Here is a 16,230-nt window from a genome sequence, read left to right as displayed (position 1 = left end):
GAAGGGGCAGGATCGCCTGGAACATCGAGTCGCGGCCGCTCTTGGCCGAGCCACCGGCCGAGTCACCCTCCACCACATACAGTTCCGACTTCGTCGGGTCCGTCGAGCGGCAATCGGCCAGCTTGCCGGGCAGACCACCGATATCGGTGGCACTCTTGCGGCGGACCAGCTCACGGGCCTTGCGGGCCGCGATCCGCGCCTGTGCTGACGAGACCGCTTTGTTCACCACGGTTTTCGCCTCGGCGGGGTTGGCCTCGAACCAGTGGGTGAGCTGCTCGTTGCAGATTTTCTGAACGAACGACTTGACCTCGGTGTTGCCCAGCTTGGTCTTGGTCTGCCCCTCGAACTGAGGTTGAGCCACCTTCACCGAGATCACCGCCGCCAAACCCTCGCGGATGTCGTCACCGGTGAGGTTCGGATCCTTGTCCTTGAGCAGCTTCTTTTCCTTGGCGTACCGGTTCACCACACTCGTCAACGCCGCACGGAAACCCTCTTCATGGGTACCACCCTCATGCGTATTGATCGTGTTGGCGAAGGTGTGCACCGACTCGGAGTAACCGGCATTCCACTGCATCGCGATCTCGACCTCGTGGCCGGGACCCTTACCGTCGAAATCGATGACGCTGGGCTGGATCGCGGTCTTGGTGCGGTTGATGTGCTTGACGAAGTCGACCAGGCCGCCGGGGTAATGGAAGGTCCGGTGCTTCACCTTGTGAGGTGCGGCGGCCTCGGCCGCCGTCTCCTCGGCGGTCTTGGGTGCGGCGGCGGTGTCTGCGACCACCTCGTCGACGACCTCGTCCTGGGTGACCCGCTCGTCGGTGAGCTCGATGGTCAGGCCCTTGTTGAGGAAGGCCATCTCCTGGAGCCGCCGGGCGATGGTCTCGAAGTCGTACACCGTGGTTTCGAACACGTCCGGATCGGCCCAGAACCGGATCGTGGTGCCGGTGTCCTTGGTCTTCTCACCCTTGCGCAGGGTTCCGGGAACCGAGTTGTCGTAAGTCTGGAACCACTGGTATCCGTCGGTGCGGACGTCGGCCTCCAGCCGGGTGGACAGCGCGTTGACCACCGAGACGCCGACACCGTGCAGTCCGCCGGACACCTGGTAGGCGCCTTCCTCGAACTTGCCGCCGGCGTGCAGAACAGTCATCACCACGTCGATCGTCGGGATGCCGGTGGCGTGCATGGCGACCGGGATGCCGCGCCCGTCGTCGGAAACCTGGACTCCGCCGTCCTCGAGGATGCGCACATCCACTTTCGTCGCGAAGCCGGCCATCGCCTCGTCTACCGCGTTGTCGACGACCTCCCACACCAGGTGGTGCAGGCCACGTTCACCGGTGGAACCGATATACATGCCGGGGCGTTTACGAACGGCTTCGAGGCCTTCCAGCACTTTGATCGAGTCGGCACCGTACTGATTCTGGGCAGCCACGTCGGACGCGTCTCCTTGGGGTTCGCGGGAGGCGGTTGCGTCACCGCCCTGCAGATCTCGCCACAGTCTACCGGTCGACACGGACCGGGCCGACTCTGTAGCGGCGTTTTCACCTACCTAACTGCGCCGTGCGCGGAATTTCTCGCCCCTTGGTGCCTCCCGACGCTTCAGAAGTTCCATTTCGAGCGTCTCGGCGTTCTGAGCGCAGTACTAGCCGTAAGTGTCGCGGGGCCCCCGGCCGGCGACGTGATATCGGCCCTTGCGCCACGACGGACCGACCGGGCCGACGATCTTCAACGAGGTCACCACGCCATCGCCGACCGCGGCGGCGATCTTGGCCAGCAGCTGCGACTGCACCATCCGCAGCTGCGTGGCCCACGCGGTGGATTCCGCCGAGACGGTCAGCACTCCCTCGTTCAGGGCGGTCGGGTTGGCATGGTCGGCGATCTGGTCGCCCACGACGGCCCGCCACCGGCCGAACACCGAGCCCTCGGCCACCCGCGAGGACCAGCCCCGCAGCTTCGCCAAGTCCTGGGTTGCCGCGCCCAGCGGTTGCGGGTCGCGGACGTCGGGGCCCGGACCCGACCAGCTGCGGCGCCGCCCGGTATTGCCTGCCGTCCGCCGTACCGGGGCGCGGCGGCCGCGGCCGACGTCCTTGCCTTGGCTGCGCGCCGCGCCCCGTGCCTCCTCGAGGGTCCGCCGCACCAGATCCATGCCGCGCATGCGCGCGGCGTCTTCGGGGGAGACCGCCGGCTCTGGGGTCTGACCGGAATCGTCTGCCATGACTACACCACCGATATCCGTCCCTGGTCGCCCTCGGTCATCTTGATCTCGATGCGGTTGGCCACCCAATCCTGCGGGATGTCCTCGCTGACCGCCGCGGTGACCAGAACCTGCTCGGCTTCACCGGCCACCGCCGCCAGGGCCTGCCGGCGGGCGGTGTCGAGCTCGGCGAAGACATCGTCGAGCAACAAGACCGGATCGACGCCGTCGGACCGGAGCAATTCGTAGGCGCCCAGCCGTAGCGAAAGTGCCATCGACCACGATTCGCCATGGCTGGCAAAGCCTTTCGCAGGCTGATCGCCGAGCCAGAGCTCGAGATCGTCGCGATGGGGGCCCACCAGACAAACCCCGCGATCCAGCTCGGCGTCGCGGCGGCGGGCCAATGCGTCCAGCAGCGCGGCCTCGTAGAACTCCACCGGCTCGGGACCCGGGGCGTTCTCGATCGCCTCCACACTGCTGCGGTACCGGATGGCCGCCGGCCGGCTCGAGGGCGCCAACAATTGGTAGGCCTTCTGCACCTCGGGATGCAGTTGCTCGACGAGCGCGATGCGAGCGGCGATCAGCGCCGCACCGTGCGCAGCCAGGTGCCCGTCCCACACATCGAGGGTGCCGAGCACGCTGCGATCACCCCGATAGCGCGCTCCCGCAGCGGTTTTCAACAGCGCGGTGCGCTGGCGCACCACCTTGTCATAATCCGCCCGGACACCGGCGATAGCCGGACGACGGGTGGTGGCCAACTCGTCGAGATAGCGCCGGCGCTCACCCGGATCGCCCCGTACCAGCGCAAGATCCTCCGGGCTGAACAGCACTGCCCGTAAAACACCGAGGATCTCGCGCGGTGAACGAACCGGTGACCGGTTCAGCCGTGCCTTGTTGGCCCGGCCGCTGGTGATCTCGAGATCGACCGCCAGCTCCCGCCCCTCGTTGACCACGATGCTCGAGACGATGGCGCGGGGTGCGCCGGCCCGGATCAGCGGTGCGTCCGAGGCCACCCGATGGGAGCTCAGCGTCGCGCAATACCACAGTGCCTCAACAAGATTCGTCTTTCCGAATCCATTCGATCCGACGAAGACCGTGCGGCCGGGCTCCAGCTCGAGCTCGACATGTGCCCAGGACCGGTAGTCGGTCAGTCCCAGGTGACGGACATACATCGGAAATCGCGCCTAACCGGACTCGCTGATCCGGTGCACCGCGTGGCCACCGAACTGGTTGCGCAACGCCGACACGGCTTTCATGGTTGGGGAGTCCTCTTGTCTCGAGGCGAACCGGGCGAACAACGACGCGGCGATCACCGGCATCGGCACCCGGTGGCTGATCGCCTCCTCCACCGTCCAGCGGCCTTCGCCGGAATCCTCGGTGTACCCGCTGATCGCGGCGAAACCCGGATCCTCCTTGAGCGCCTTGGCCAGCAGCTGCTGCAACCACGACCGCACCACGGTGCCGTTGGTCCAGGCCTGGATCACCGCCTGCGGATCGGCGATGAGTTCCTCGGCGGCCAACAGCTCATACCCCTCGGCATAGGCGTGCATCAGCCCGTATTCGATGCCGTTGTGCACCATCTTGGCGTAGTGCCCCGCGCCAACCGGGCCGGCGTGGACGAACCCGTCGGCCGCGTCGCCGGCGGGACGCAACGTGTCGAAGATCGGCATGGCTCGAGCGACATCGGCGTCACTGCCACCGACCATCAGGCCATAGCCCTCGTGCAAACCCCAGACTCCGCCCGAAACGCCAGCGTCGATGAAGTTGATGCCCTTGTCGCCCAACAACTTTGCGTGCGGACCATCTTCGGTGTACCTCGAGTTGCCGCCGTCGATCACCAGATCGCCGGGAGCCAGCACGTCGGCGAGCTCGCCGATGGTCTGGTGCGTCACCGTGCCTGACGGCACCATTACCCACACCACCCGCGGTGCCTCGAGCGCAGCCGCCAGATCAGCCAGGCTGGCCACGTCGCTCACTTCCGGTCGCGGGTCGTAACCCACGACCTCATGGCCCCCGGCGCGCAGGCGCTCGCGCATGTTGAAGCCCATCTTGCCCAGGCCGACCAACCCCAGTTGCATGTGCGCCCTCTCTCGCCAGCGCCGATCAGCCGGGAAGGCGGACCGGCATCAACAGGTAGACGTAATCGGTTTTGGCGGCCGGGAACGGTCCCGACCCACCACCGGTACCACCATCCTCGCCCGTCGGGCGCAACACTGCCGGACGACTCGGCGTGGTGAAACCGAAAGTCACGCGGTCTGAATGCAACGAGCTCAGCCCGTCGGTCAGGTAGGTGGGATTGAACGCGATGGTCAGCGGATCCCCGGCGAACTCAACCGGCAGATCTTCCTCGGCCCGGCCCACGTCATCGGCACCCGCCGACAGCCGCAGCACGTCATCGCCGAACTCCATCCGAATCTGGGCGCCCCGATCGGCAACCAGCGCCACACGCTTGATCGCCTCGGTCAGCTCGGCGACGCCGATGGTGGCCACCGCAGTGTGCTCGGACGGCAGCAGCTGGCGGAACTTCGGGAACTCCGCATCGAGCAGACGTGTGGTGCTGCGCTTGCCGTTACTGCGGATACCGAGCAGACCGTCCTTGCCGACCGCGGCCCCCGAACCCAACGACAGGTGCACCTGGTTGCCGTCGGTACCGGCCTTGGCCGCCTCGGCCAGCGTCTTCGCCGGCACCAGCACGGCCGCTTCGACATCGGTGGCGCTCGTTTCCCAGGTCAGCTCACGCACCGCGAGCCGGAAGCGGTCCGTGGCGGCCAAAACCACTGATTCACCGGAGATCTCGACACGGATACCGGTCAGCATGGGCAGGGTGTCGTCGCGGCCGGCAGCCACGGCCACCTGGCCGATCGCCTCGGCGAACAGATCCGATGACACCACGCCGGTCTCTTCGGGCAGGGTCGGCAGCGCGGGGTAGTCCTCGACCGCCAGGGTGGGCAGCGAGAACCGGGCGCTGCCACAGGTCAATGCCACCCGGGTGCCCTCGACGCTGAGCTCGACGGGCTTGGCGGGCAGGGCCTTGGTGATGTCGGACAACAACCGGCCCGACACCAAAACGCTTCCGGGAGAAGCGATTTCAGCGCTGACCCGCACCTCGGCGGATACTTCGTAGTCGAAGCCGGAGATGGTCAGGCCATCATCGGTGCCGGTCAGCAGGACGCCGGCCAGCACCGGGATGGTGGGCCGGGTCGGCAGATTGCGGGCCACCCAGGCCACCGCGTCCGCGAAGTCCTCACGCACCACGCGGAACTTCAAGTCGGTCAGCCCAGCCGTCGTCGTCGCCACGTGCTATGCGCCCCTTCGATGATCCCCATAACGAGCTCTACCTGCGTCTTCCGAAAACCGCACCACGCAGCATGACGCTGAATGACAAAGCTGGAAACCGCTGTCGATGAACCACCGTAGAGCTTTCCGCACCAACTTGAAAGCTAATCGATCGGGGTGACATCGGGACCGGCTCGTGCCTCGAGGGGCCCGCTCGGACGTACGGTCCGTGCGGTGTCCCCAAGCCCCTTCTTCTAGAAGGAATTCTTAGAAGATATTTGAGTAACAGTATTAGGGCCTGTGAAAACTGGGGATGAAGGGGTGTTTGCCCAGCACCGCCGGTGTGTCGACATGTGAGTCCACTGTGGAGTCCGGTGGATGGACGGGCGATCGAGTGTGGACAGACACGGGCGTGTGGATGATTTTGTCATTCATCCCGTGGTTTGCCCGCAGGTTGTGCACAGCCGTATCCACAGCGGTGGGCTGTGACTTGTGGTGCGCAAAGAGGCAGAAGTTGTTGCAAGATTTTTCGCCGGACGGCCCCGTGGAGACCACGATGTGAGACGGCGACGGCCCGCCGGCGGCAGGGTTGAACCCCGCGGGCCCGACGGCAGGGACAGACGTTGTGGGACAGCGCGCGATTCAGCGCTTGGCGCGCTGGCGGATCCGCGTGGTGAGTTCCTTCACGTGGTCGAAAACCTCGCGGCGCTCGGCCATCTCGCCACGGATCTTCTTCTCCGCATACATGACGGTGGTGTGATCACGGCCGAAGGCCTGGCCGATCTTGGGCAGGGACAGATCCGTGAGTTCACGGCACAGGTACATGGCGATCTGCCGGGACTGCGCCAATGCCCGGGTCTTGCCGGGGCCGCGCAATTCCTCCACCGTGGTCTCGAAGTACTCGGCGGTGGCGGCCATGATCGCCGCCGTGCTGATCTGCATGGTCGTGGCGTCGGCGATGAGATCGCGCAACACGACCTCGGCCAGAGCCTTGTCGATCCTGGTCTTGTTCAGCGAGGCGAACGCGGTGACCCGGATCAGCGCACCCTCGAGCTCGCGAATGTTGCGCTCGATGCTGCTGGCGATCAGCTCGAGCACGTCACCGGGTACATCGAGGCGATCCATCTGCGCCTTCTTACGCAGGATCGCGATGCGCGTCTCGAGCTCCGGCGGCTGCACGTCGGTGATCAGGCCCCACTCGAAGCGGGTTCGCAGTCGGTCCTCGAGGGTGGCCAGCTGCTTGGGCGGGCGGTCCGAGGAGATGACGATCTGCTTGTTGGCGTTGTGCAGGGTGTTGAAGGTATGGAAGAACTCCTCCTGGATACCTTCCTTGCCTTCGATGAACTGGATGTCGTCCACCAGCAAGATGTCGATGTCGCGGTAGCTCCGCTTGAACGACGCTTTACGGTCGTCGCGCAATGAGTTGATGAAGTCGTTCGTGAATTCCTCTGTGGAGACGTACTTCACGCGCATGCCGGGGAAGAGACGTTGCGCATAGTTCCCGGCCGCGTGCAGCAGATGCGTCTTGCCGAGACCGGACTCGCCCCAGATGAACAACGGGTTGTACGCCCGCGCGGGTGCCTCGGCGATGGCAAGGGTGGCGGCGTGGGCGAAGCGGTTCGAGGCCCCGATGACGAACGTGTCGAAGGTGTAGCGGCGGTTGAGGTTGACCGCGTTGTCGTCGCTGACGGTCGAGTCACGCTGCGGGCTGCTGAAGTAGGTCGGCCAGGTTTCCTCGGCACTGACCTTGGCTGCGCGGTCGTCGTCGATCTCGTCGGTGTCGGCGGCCGGCTCGGGAGACGTGGTGTCAGCGGTCTCGCCGGAATCGGCCGGCGTCTCGGCCGCGGAATCCTGGGGTTCCTCAGAGGGCGTGGCGATGCGCACGCCGAGCTCGACTCGCTGGCCCAGTTTGCGGCTCAGCGCGTTGATGATGGGCTCGCGGAGGTGACGTTCGATCTCGTTCTGGACGAACGTGGTGGGGACCGACAGCAGAGCAAACCCCTCGGCGATCACGAGTGGTTCCACCAGCTTGAGCCACGCCCTTTGCTGAGGGGTCAGCTGGGGTGCGGCGGTGTCACCTGAGATGCCCGATTCCGGGGCACGGTCACCGTTGAGTTCGGCGACGACGCTGTCCCAGACGGCGACGAATGGTGGGTCGGGGTCCGCTGTCAACGACCGTTTCCCCCTTTGAGGTGCATCAAGGTCGACCCGGTGACGACCAAAAAGAACGATGACGAACTGTCCACACATTTATCCACAGCTTGTGGAGAAAGGACAGTCGTCGTCGCTCTGTTGTCTCTGCGTGAGAGCGTCGTGGCCGGGTTCGTCACATACTGTGAGGCTTGCGGCGGAGCGACGCTCTCATCTTATTGTCCGGGGCCGATCCAGGCTCAGAACGGCATTGCCAGAAGCTAACAGTTTTCTCTCGATGTGCCAACAGTTCTGCAACATCGGATACCGGTGATTCCGGCGGTTCGGCGCAGGTTTGACCGAGGGAAATCTCATCAGTACCCTCGAGCAGTCGCCCGCACGTGGCGATACGGCTGCGCCCGGGAGGTTCCGGAGAACGCGCCGGTTAGTAAAGCACGACGGACGAGCTTAAACCGAGCTTGCACGGTGACCGTGTTCTTGGCGACATTTCGGTGTCGGTGAGAGCGGGCACCAAACGGAACAAGGAGAGATTGCCGTGGCCAAGGGCAAGCGGACCTACCAGCCCAACAACCGCCGCCGTGCGCGCGTGCATGGGTTCCGGCTGCGGATGCGCACCCGCGCCGGCCGCGCCATCGTCGCCAACCGTCGTAGCAAGGGCCGTCGCGCACTCACTGCGTGATACTGCGGCTCGCAGGCAGGATCTAGCGCGGTGCTTCCGGCTCGAAACCGGATGAGGCGGTCCGCGGAGTTCAGTGCCACCGTCAGTCGTGGCGTACGTGCGGTTCAACCAGACGTTGTCGTACACGCGCTACACGAGGGGACGGACGCTACCGGCCCGCGGGTCGGTCTCATCGTGTCCAAAGCCGTCGGGAACGCCGTGCAACGTCACCAGGTGTCCCGGCGGCTGCGTCATGTGGCCCGCACCGTGATACCCGAACTGGACGCCACCGACCTGGTGGTGATCCGGGCCCGCGCGGGCAGCAGCCACGTGCCGTCGTCGCGGTTGGAACAGCAGTTGCATCGCGCTCTCGAGCGCCTTGAGGCGCGGCGCAGGACGTCGCCATGATCCGCAGAGCGGGTGCCCGTGCTGCCCGCGGCGCGATCTTCCTGATTCAGCTCTACCGTCACACCATCTCTCCGCTGCGACTGCCGTCGTGTCGATTCATGCCGACCTGCAGCCAGTACGCGGTCGACGCCCTCACCGAATACGGCTTGGTTCGCGGTATGTGGTTGACGTTGATCCGACTGCTGAAATGCGGACCGTGGCACCCGGGCGGATGGGACCCCATCCCGGACCGGTGCCCGCACGATCATGAATCCTCCACGTCTGATGAGAGCGTGTCCGGCGAGATAGCCGCAGAAAACCTGGTCTGGGAAACCCCAGAGAACCGAGGGGAGAGCAAGTCGCGTGTTTAATTGGTTCAGCCTGGACATCATTTACTACCCGGTGTCGGCGATTATGTGGGTTTGGTACAAGGCGTTCGCCTTCCTGCTGGGCCCGTCGAACTTCTTCGCCTGGGCACTGTCGGTGATGTTCCTCGTCTTCAGCCTGCGCGCGATCCTCTACAAGCCCTTCGTCAAACAGATCCGCACCACGCGGCAGATGCAGGAATTGCAGCCGCAGATCAAGGCGCTGCAGAAGAAGTACGGCAAGGACCGCCAGCGGATGGCGCTGGAGATGCAGAAGCTGCAACGCGAGCACGGGTTCAACCCGATCCTGGGCTGCCTGCCGATGCTGGCGCAGGTGCCGGTTTTCCTGGGCTTGTTTCACGTTTTGCGGTCGTTCAACCGCACTCAGAGCGGAATCGGTCAGCTAGGACTGTCAGTCGAAGAGAACGCGTCACTGGGCAACTATGTGTTCAGCGCGACGGACGTCGGGCACTTCCTGGATGCGAACCTGTTCGGTGCCCCGCTCGGCGCGACCATGATTCAGCAACATGGCCTCGAGGCGTTCACCGAATTCAATCGATTGGCCGTGATCGCGGTCGGTGTGCCGATCATGATCCTGGCGGGCATCGCCACCCACTTCAACAGCCGGGCCTCGGTGGCGCGTCAGAGCGTGGAGGCTGCCTCCAACCCGCAGACCGCGATGATGAACAAGCTGGCGCTGTACGTGTTCCCCCTCGGCGTGGTTGTCGGTGGGCCGTTCCTGCCGCTGGCCGTGATCATGTACTGGCTCGCCAACAACATCTGGACTTACGGCCAGCAGCACTACGTGTTCGGGATGATCGAGAAGGAAGAAGAAGCCAAGAAGGCTGAGGCGCTCGAACGGCGATCTGCGAACGCGCCGGCCCCTGGGGTGAAGCCCAATCGGGCCCGTAAGGCCGACGCTGGGACACCGGCGGAGACCGGCGAGGCGACCGGTACCGAGGCGGCTGCTGACGCGGCGCAGACGGAGAACAAGAGCGATACGGCCAGTGGATCGGGAGGGCAGAGCGTGAGTCGCACACCCAAGCCCGGTGCACGCCCCAAGAAGCGGAAACGGTGACCAGTTCACACACTGGCTACAAGTAGGGAGAAGACCGATATGACGGACGCACAGACGACCGAGCCCGACGCCGAGTTGGATGAGGCCTTACAACCCGCGGCCAAGAGCGAGGACGACCAGGAGGAGCGACTGGTCGCCGAAGGCGAGATCGCCGGCGACTACCTCGAGGAGCTGCTCGATCTGCTGGACTTCGACGGCGACATCGATCTCGATGTCGAGGGGGACCGTGCCGTGGTGAGCATTGACGGCGGGGGCGATCTGAGCAAGCTGGTCGGACGCAAGGGCGAGGTGCTCGATGCGCTTCAGGAATTGACCCGACTGGCCGTGCACCAGAAGACCGGTGAGCGCAGCCGGCTGATGCTGGACATCGCCCGGTGGCGCCGTCGCCGTCGCGATGAGCTCGCGGCACTGGGCGATAAGGTGGCCCGTCGTGTGCTCGAGTCGGGCGAACGTGAAGAGTTGGCTCCGATGACACCGTTCGAGCGCAAGATCGTTCACGATGCGGTTGCGGCTGTCGATGGCGTTCGCAGCGAGAGCGAGGGCGTGGAGCCGTCGCGCCGCGTCGTTGTTCTGCTGGGCTGAGTACTAGTTACAAAGGTGTAGTTCGTTTGCGGCGACGGTGCCGTAGGGAGTGCGGAGGATGTTTCACGTGAAACATGGACCGGTCCCCGCGGCACCGGACGCCGCGGCGGGGGTCTTCGGGGATCGCCTGGAGACCGCCGAAAGGTACGCGGCGATTCTGGCCGGTGCCGGTGTCGAGTGGGGTCTGATCGGTCCGCGAGAAATGGATCGGCTCTGGGATCGACACATTCTCAATAGCTCGGCTCTCGGAGAGCTCCTGGCTCCCGATGAGCGCGTCGCCGATATCGGTAGCGGCGCCGGCCTCCCGGGTATCCCGTTGGCAATGGCGCGCCCGGACGTCCACGTCACGTTGATCGAGCCCCTCCTGCGTCGCAGCGAGTTCTTGCGCGAGGCGGTCGAAGAGTTGGGCCTCGAGGTGACAGTGGTACGTGGTCGGGCAGAAGACGCTGAGGTTCGTAAATCCGTCGGCGAGATGGATGTGGTGACTTCGCGCGCGGTGGCCTCGTTGGACAAGTTGACGCGGTGGAGCATGCCGCTGCTTCGCGTGGACGGACGGATGCTCGCCCTCAAGGGCGAGCGAGCCGAGGCTGAGATCGATGAGCATCGGCGTGTGATGGCTTCCCTGGGTGCGGTCGATGCCAGGGTGGTGAAATGTGGCGTGAACTATTTGAACCCGCCCGTAACCGTCGTCGCCGTGCGGCGCGTGGCGGTAAGACCGGGCAACCGGTCAACGGGCAGAGCCTCCGGGTCGCGGGGGAGATCGGGCAGGAGATGAGGATGGGTTCTGATCGGCAGGCAACCGCTGGCGCGGATGCTACGCCCGCCGTTTCACGTGAAACGGTTTCACGTGAAACATGGAACAACGGGGACGGGACCGCGTGGGCCGCGGACGCCAGCATGGACACCCCGATTGCCGCAGAGGCAGAGCAGGCGACGCGGGTACTGCATACCTCGCACGGGCAGCTGCCCCGGCCGTCGCGCCAACGCGTATTCACGATCGCCAACCAGAAGGGCGGCGTGGGCAAGACAACCACCGCGGTGAACGTCGCGGCCGCGCTCGCGCTACAGGGGTTGCGGACGTTGGTGATCGACCTCGATCCGCAGGGCAATGCCAGCACCGCGCTCGGCATCGAGCACCGTCCCGGGACGGCGTCCTCATACGAGGTTCTGCTCGGCGACATCCCGGTGGAGGAGGCGCTGCAGCAGAGTCCGCACAGCGACCGGTTGTTCTGCATTCCCGCGACCATCGATCTGGCCGGCGCCGAGATCGAGTTGGTCAGCATGGTGGCCCGTGAAGGACGGTTGCGGGGAGCGCTGGCCGCTCTGGCCAACCACAACTTCGACTACGTGTTCATCGACTGCCCGCCGTCGCTCGGGTTGCTCACCATCAATGCGTTGGTGGCCGCTCCCGAGGTGCTGATCCCGATCCAGTGCGAGTACTACGCGCTGGAGGGGGTGGGTCAGCTGCTGCGCAACATCGAGATGGTGAAGGCACATCTGAACCCCGAGCTGTCGGTGTCCACCGTGATACTGACGATGTATGACGGACGGACCAAGCTGGCGGATCAAGTTGCCGAAGATGTGCGGGAGCACTTCGGGGACAAGGTCTTGCGCACGGTCATCCCGCGGAGCGTCAAGGTGTCGGAAGCCCCGGGCTATGGGATGACGATCCTTGATTACGATCCGGGATCTCGCGGTGCGTTGAGCTATCTCGACGCCAGCCGTGAGATCGCAGAGCGCGGGGCCCCGCCCCGCGGGCAGTAACACGTGCATTAGACGCCAGTAACCAAGCAGCAGCAGACAAACAGCGGACGGTAGCGATGAGCAGGAGACGACCATGAATCAGCCGGCACGGAAGCGGAGTGGCCTGGGCAGGGGACTGGCAGCCCTCATTCCGACCGGTCCCGCTGAGGACGGCACCGATGCTCTGAGCCCGCGGATCGGCGCGAATGCGGCCGATGTTCTGCTCGGCCCGTCGGCGACCCCGGGTGACGGGGGAACACCGGTCTCGGTCACGACACCCCCCGAACCTGACGGGGAGGGCCCGGTACTTGCCGGCGATGTCGGTGCCACCTACCGCGAGATCGATCCCAGCCTGATCCAGCCGAATCCGCGTCAGCCCCGCCAGGTGTTCGACGAAGAGGCGCTGAACGAGTTGGTGCACTCCATCCGCGAGTTCGGATTGATGCAACCGATCGTGGTCCGCGCGGTCGAGGAGAACGGTGAATCCCGTTACCAGTTGGTCATGGGGGAGCGGCGCTGGCGGGCCGCCCAGCAGGCCGGGCTGGATGCCATCCCGGCGATCGTCCGGGAGACCGGCGACGACAGCATGCTGCGTGACGCGCTGCTGGAGAATATCCACCGCGTACAGCTCAACCCGTTGGAAGAGGCGGCGGCCTACCAACAGCTACTCGACGAGTTCGAAGTCACCCACGATGAACTGGCCGCCCGGATCGGACGCTCCCGGCCCCTGATCTCCAACATGATCCGCCTGCTGCGCCTGCCGATCGCCGTCCAGCGTCGAGTGGCAGCCGGCGTGCTTTCGGCGGGGCACGCGCGGGCCCTGCTCTCTCTGGAAGGGGGAGCGGAGAAGCAGGAGGAGCTGGCCGCCCGGATCGTCGCCGAAGGCATGTCGGTGCGGGCCACCGAGGAGGCCGTCACACTGGCCAACCGTGAGGGCAATAGCGCGCCGCCGGCGCCCCGGCGCAAGCCGATCCAGATGCCCGGCCTCCAGGACGTTGCTGAACGGCTCTCGTCAACGTTCGACACCAAGGTGACGGTGAGTCTCGGCAAACGAAAAGGCAAGATCGTGGTCGAGTTCGGCTCGGTCGACGATCTACAGCGAATCGTCGAGCTCATGAGCGCAGAAGAGCACTGAAAACCCACGACCAAGGACACCAGGTTGTTCCGTCACTGTGACACAACAGTGACCAACGCCCGCAGTCGTGAGCACCACACAACGCAAAGCAATTGTGCGACATAGCATTTCACTTTGAAGGCGGGGCTCGATGACATTTTCAGGGCGCAGTGGGCTGACTCCGGTGGACTCTCCTATTCTTGAAGGGCAGCCACGCACACAGTGTGAAAGCCAGGGACCTCAGTGACAGCACGAATCACGCCGCTTCGGCTCGAAGGCTTCGAGCAGCTGCCCAAGCACGCGCGGCGATGTGTGTTCTGGGAAGTAGACCCGTCGACGGTGGGTGACGACCACCTGACAGATCCCGAGTTCGAGAAAGAAGCCTGGCTCTCGATGGTGATGCTCGAGTGGGGGTCGTGCGGTCAGCTCGCCGTCACGGCTCGCGCGGACCATCCGGAAGATGACCCGGCAGACCGGAGAGGCTCCGGCCCCGATGTCGAGATCGACCTGACGACTCGCGCCGGTGTGGCCAACTTGGGGGTACCGGCGCCGGAGAGCGACTGGACTGTGCCCGACATCGTCGACGACCCTTGTCTGGGTTTCGCCTTCTATGCGCCACCGGGGGCGGTGCCACGAGCCCGACTGTTTCCCACCGCGCCGGTGAGCGCTGACGCGATTCTGTTGACCGCGGTAGGTGTGGAGTGCGCCGACGATCGCGAGTTGCTGTCGCAGAGTCTGCTTGCCGCAGTGGTCAACGATCTGGTGCGGCGTGGAGTTCGGGCATTGGAAGCCTTTGGCTACACCGCGGCCGTGACCGAGATGTCCGAGGCCGGCAAGCTTCCCGCCGAGCTGTCGCCGGTGGTGGCGGTGCTGGGGGACTGCTCCGTCGAGGAGTGCATGCTGACATCCGACTTTCTCGAAGACGTCGGCTTCACGGTGGTCGCGCCGCACCCGTACTTCCCACGGCTACGTCTGGAACTCGACAAGGGACTCGGCTGGAAGGCCGAAGTCGAGGCGGCGCTTGAGCGTCTGCTGGAGAACGCGCGGATCGAGATTCCGATCGGGGCCGGCATGTCGTCATCCGGGTTCGGAGCCAAAGGCATTGCGCCACAGTAGGAACCCGAACAGCTGACGGTCCGCCTGTAGGGCGGTACACCAACGGTGAAGCCAAGGGTGCGCAGATCAAAGTCGCTTCGATACGGGTGATCGCCAAGGAAGCCGGGACCAGCCTGGCCGGCCTGACGGACCACTTCCCGAGTCGTGGCACGTTGCTCACTGAGTTGCAGCGCGATGGCGACCAACTGCGCGCCACTGGATCCGGACGGACCACATGCCGAGCGACGGTGGACGTCACATGACGAAACGACTGCCGGGTCCCCGGTGCTCCCGCGCTCAAGCTGAACCGGCGCTCACGCGCTCAAGCTGAACCGGCGCTCACGCGCCGCGGCTCGCCTGTTCCACCGAAAGCTCATGCGCCAACAACTCGGCAAAAGTGAAAGTTCCTGTCGGACGGTCGTTCTTGCCCAGGAGATAGAGGCGTTTGACGGCAGCCAGGATGCCTTCGGCGATTGCGTCACGGGTCTGCGTGGACAGCAGCAGGCCACGGTCGTGGGGATTGGTGATGTATCCGATGTCGACCTGGACGGTGGGCATCCGGGTCAGACGCAGCAGGTCCCAAGTTCGGCCGTGAGACCGGCAATCGCGTAACCCGGTGCGGGCCACAACTTCTCGTTGAATGAAGTCGGCGAGGTTGCGGCCGATGGTGGATACCGAACCGTGTGAATTGCCGAAGTGGAATGAGGCCACACCGTTGGCGGAAGGGGAGCGTTGGCTCTCACACCGCAGGCTGATCATCAGGTCGGCGCCAACCCGGTTGGCGGTGGCGGCACGTTCGGGGTCCATCGGGCTGCGGTTGGCCGGCCGTGAGATGAACGTCTCCATGCCGATCGCGGTCATCCGGCCTTCCAGCCGACTTGCCAAGTCCCACAAGATGTCCGCTTCGCTGATCGGTCCGTCGGGCCCGTGCATGATCATGCCGTGGTCTGCTCCGCCGCGGCCCGGATCGATGATGACGTGTTTACCCGACAGCTGCGGCCCGGAGCGGCGTACCAGCTCCTCTTCGCGGATCGCATGTGGCGACCCGCCGGTCACCCGCGAACCCAGGAAGTACAGCGAGCGCAACGTTTCCGGCCCGCAGATACCGTCGGGGTACAGCCCGTACTCCCGTTGATACGAGGACAACGCATTGTGGGTCTGCAGACCAAAGTGGCCGTCCACCATGCCGGTATAGAAACCGAGGTCCTGCAAGCGGGCCTGCAGGGTGGCCACGTCGTCGCCGTACATGGGCGCGCCGAACTGGTGGGTCAGCGTGCGGGCACCGAGCCGGTAGGAGGCTTCGCGCAGGGCGCGATAGGTGGCCTCCCCGACGATTCCGTCGACCAACAGGCCGCGGTGCTGCTGAAATGCCCGAACGGCGCGGTCGAGCTCGTCGTCGAATGCGTCGAGCGCAACATGTCTACCGGTGCTCAGGTCGGCGTCAGGATTGTCGATCAGACCCAACGCCGCCAGCGCTGCCCGGATCTCGGTGACTGCTCCGCCACGGTCACCGCGACGCAGACTCGACATTCGGCCCCTCCATGCTGGTCTCCGGCCGTCTGCCGGACTAGCTAGCCAGCATTGTCTCAG

15 protein-coding genes and 1 pseudogene are annotated in these 16,230 nt (G+C 65.1%); 9 read left to right on the top strand and 7 right to left on the bottom strand.

Features of this window, described 5'->3' with window-relative positions; translation table 11 throughout:
• The 6 genes and pseudogenes from E0T84_RS13150 to dnaA all read right to left on the bottom strand — a co-directional run.
• On the bottom strand, nucleotides 1-1,429 hold a 1,429-nt coding region (locus tag E0T84_RS13150), incomplete at its 3' end, for an ATP-binding protein (protein WP_138744650.1).
• 210 nt (nucleotides 1,430-1,639) lie between these two features.
• A complete protein-coding gene (locus E0T84_RS13145) occupies nucleotides 1,640-2,212 on the bottom strand; it encodes a DUF721 family protein (protein WP_075910483.1) in 573 nt (190 codons plus the stop codon).
• Between the two features lie 2 nt (nucleotides 2,213-2,214).
• On the bottom strand, nucleotides 2,215-3,363 hold the full coding sequence (gene recF, locus E0T84_RS13140) for a DNA replication/repair protein RecF (protein ID WP_138744649.1): 1,149 nt from the start codon (nucleotides 3,361-3,363) through the stop codon (nucleotides 2,215-2,217).
• A 12-nt stretch (nucleotides 3,364-3,375) separates the two neighbouring features.
• A pseudogene (gnd, locus tag E0T84_RS13135) lies at nucleotides 3,376-4,284 on the bottom strand (phosphogluconate dehydrogenase (NAD(+)-dependent, decarboxylating)); the annotation flags it as partial.
• Nucleotides 4,285-4,294: 10 nt separating this feature from the next.
• Nucleotides 4,295-5,488, bottom strand: a complete 1,194-nt coding sequence (dnaN, locus tag E0T84_RS13130; RefSeq protein WP_070185772.1) for a DNA polymerase III subunit beta — start codon at nucleotides 5,486-5,488, stop codon at nucleotides 4,295-4,297.
• A 621-nt stretch (nucleotides 5,489-6,109) separates the two neighbouring features.
• Nucleotides 6,110-7,639, bottom strand: a complete 1,530-nt coding sequence (dnaA, locus tag E0T84_RS13125; RefSeq protein ID WP_138744647.1) for a chromosomal replication initiator protein DnaA — start codon at nucleotides 7,637-7,639, stop codon at nucleotides 6,110-6,112.
• Nucleotides 7,640-8,153: 514 nt separating this feature from the next.
• On the opposite strand from dnaA, the gene rpmH reads away from it, so the two are divergent.
• The 9 genes from rpmH to E0T84_RS13080 all read left to right on the top strand — a co-directional run bounded on the left by rpmH (nucleotide 8,154) and on the right by E0T84_RS13080 (nucleotide 14,661).
• On the top strand, nucleotides 8,154-8,297 hold the full coding sequence (gene rpmH, locus E0T84_RS13120; RefSeq protein WP_003883350.1) for a 50S ribosomal protein L34: 144 nt from the start codon (nucleotides 8,154-8,156) through the stop codon (nucleotides 8,295-8,297).
• 30 nt (nucleotides 8,298-8,327) lie between these two features.
• The gene (gene rnpA / locus E0T84_RS13115; RefSeq protein ID WP_070185770.1) at nucleotides 8,328-8,684 is read left to right on the top strand and encodes a ribonuclease P protein component; all 357 of its coding nucleotides are present in this window, start codon (nucleotides 8,328-8,330) and stop codon (nucleotides 8,682-8,684) included.
• Nucleotides 8,681-9,034 (top strand): membrane protein insertion efficiency factor YidD, encoded by a 354-nt coding sequence (yidD, locus tag E0T84_RS13110; protein ID WP_138744646.1) that lies wholly within the window; start codon nucleotides 8,681-8,683, stop codon nucleotides 9,032-9,034. Before rnpA ends, yidD begins: the two co-directional genes overlap by 4 nt.
• 43 nt (nucleotides 9,035-9,077) lie before the next feature.
• Nucleotides 9,078-10,106, top strand: coding sequence for a membrane protein insertase YidC (gene yidC, locus E0T84_RS13105; protein ID WP_249383632.1), 1,029 nt, complete (start codon nucleotides 9,078-9,080; stop codon nucleotides 10,104-10,106).
• A gap of 39 nt (nucleotides 10,107-10,145) precedes the next feature.
• A complete protein-coding gene (locus E0T84_RS13100; protein WP_138744644.1) occupies nucleotides 10,146-10,688 on the top strand; it encodes a R3H domain-containing nucleic acid-binding protein in 543 nt (180 codons plus the stop codon).
• 58 nt (nucleotides 10,689-10,746) lie between these two features.
• Nucleotides 10,747-11,463 (top strand): 16S rRNA (guanine(527)-N(7))-methyltransferase RsmG, encoded by a 717-nt coding sequence (rsmG, locus tag E0T84_RS13095; RefSeq protein ID WP_070185766.1) that lies wholly within the window; start codon nucleotides 10,747-10,749, stop codon nucleotides 11,461-11,463.
• 122 nt (nucleotides 11,464-11,585) lie between these two features.
• Complete coding sequence (locus E0T84_RS13090) at nucleotides 11,586-12,452, top strand: ParA family protein (protein ID WP_234998218.1); 867 nt, start codon at nucleotides 11,586-11,588, stop codon at nucleotides 12,450-12,452.
• Nucleotides 12,453-12,525: 73 nt separating this feature from the next.
• A complete protein-coding gene (locus tag E0T84_RS13085; protein ID WP_070185764.1) occupies nucleotides 12,526-13,566 on the top strand; it encodes a ParB/RepB/Spo0J family partition protein in 1,041 nt (346 codons plus the stop codon).
• A gap of 222 nt (nucleotides 13,567-13,788) precedes the next feature.
• On the top strand, nucleotides 13,789-14,661 hold the full coding sequence (locus tag E0T84_RS13080) for an acetyltransferase (protein WP_070185763.1): 873 nt from the start codon (nucleotides 13,789-13,791) through the stop codon (nucleotides 14,659-14,661).
• A gap of 318 nt (nucleotides 14,662-14,979) precedes the next feature.
• Here the strand turns inward: E0T84_RS13080 and E0T84_RS13075 are convergent, their stop codons facing one another.
• On the bottom strand, nucleotides 14,980-16,170 hold the full coding sequence (locus E0T84_RS13075; RefSeq protein WP_070187687.1) for an N-acetylmuramoyl-L-alanine amidase: 1,191 nt from the start codon (nucleotides 16,168-16,170) through the stop codon (nucleotides 14,980-14,982).
• Between the last annotated feature and the right edge of the window lie 60 nt (nucleotides 16,171-16,230).

Source organism: Mycobacterium sp. DBP42 (genome assembly GCF_005924235.1).
GTDB lineage: Bacteria > Actinomycetota > Actinomycetes > Mycobacteriales > Mycobacteriaceae > Mycobacterium > Mycobacterium syngnathidarum.
This window is presented reverse-complemented; position numbering and strand designations above follow the sequence as displayed.

Coding starts and splice junctions, on each gene's coding strand:
- E0T84_RS13145 (WP_075910483.1), bottom strand. CDS start 2,212: ATGGCAGACGATTCCGGTCAGACCCCAGAGCCGGCGGTCTCCCCCGAA.
- recF (WP_138744649.1), bottom strand. CDS start 3,363: ATGTATGTCCGTCACCTGGGACTGACCGACTACCGGTCCTGGGCACAT.
- yidD (WP_138744646.1), top strand. CDS start 8,681: ATGATCCGCAGAGCGGGTGCCCGTGCTGCCCGCGGCGCGATCTTCCTG.
- yidC (WP_249383632.1), top strand. CDS start 9,078: ATGTGGGTTTGGTACAAGGCGTTCGCCTTCCTGCTGGGCCCGTCGAAC.
- E0T84_RS13100 (WP_138744644.1), top strand. CDS start 10,146: ATGACGGACGCACAGACGACCGAGCCCGACGCCGAGTTGGATGAGGCC.
- rsmG (WP_070185766.1), top strand. CDS start 10,747: ATGTTTCACGTGAAACATGGACCGGTCCCCGCGGCACCGGACGCCGCG.
- E0T84_RS13090 (WP_234998218.1), top strand. CDS start 11,586: ATGGACACCCCGATTGCCGCAGAGGCAGAGCAGGCGACGCGGGTACTG.
- E0T84_RS13085 (WP_070185764.1), top strand. CDS start 12,526: ATGAATCAGCCGGCACGGAAGCGGAGTGGCCTGGGCAGGGGACTGGCA.
- E0T84_RS13075 (WP_070187687.1), bottom strand. CDS start 16,170: ATGTCGAGTCTGCGTCGCGGTGACCGTGGCGGAGCAGTCACCGAGATC.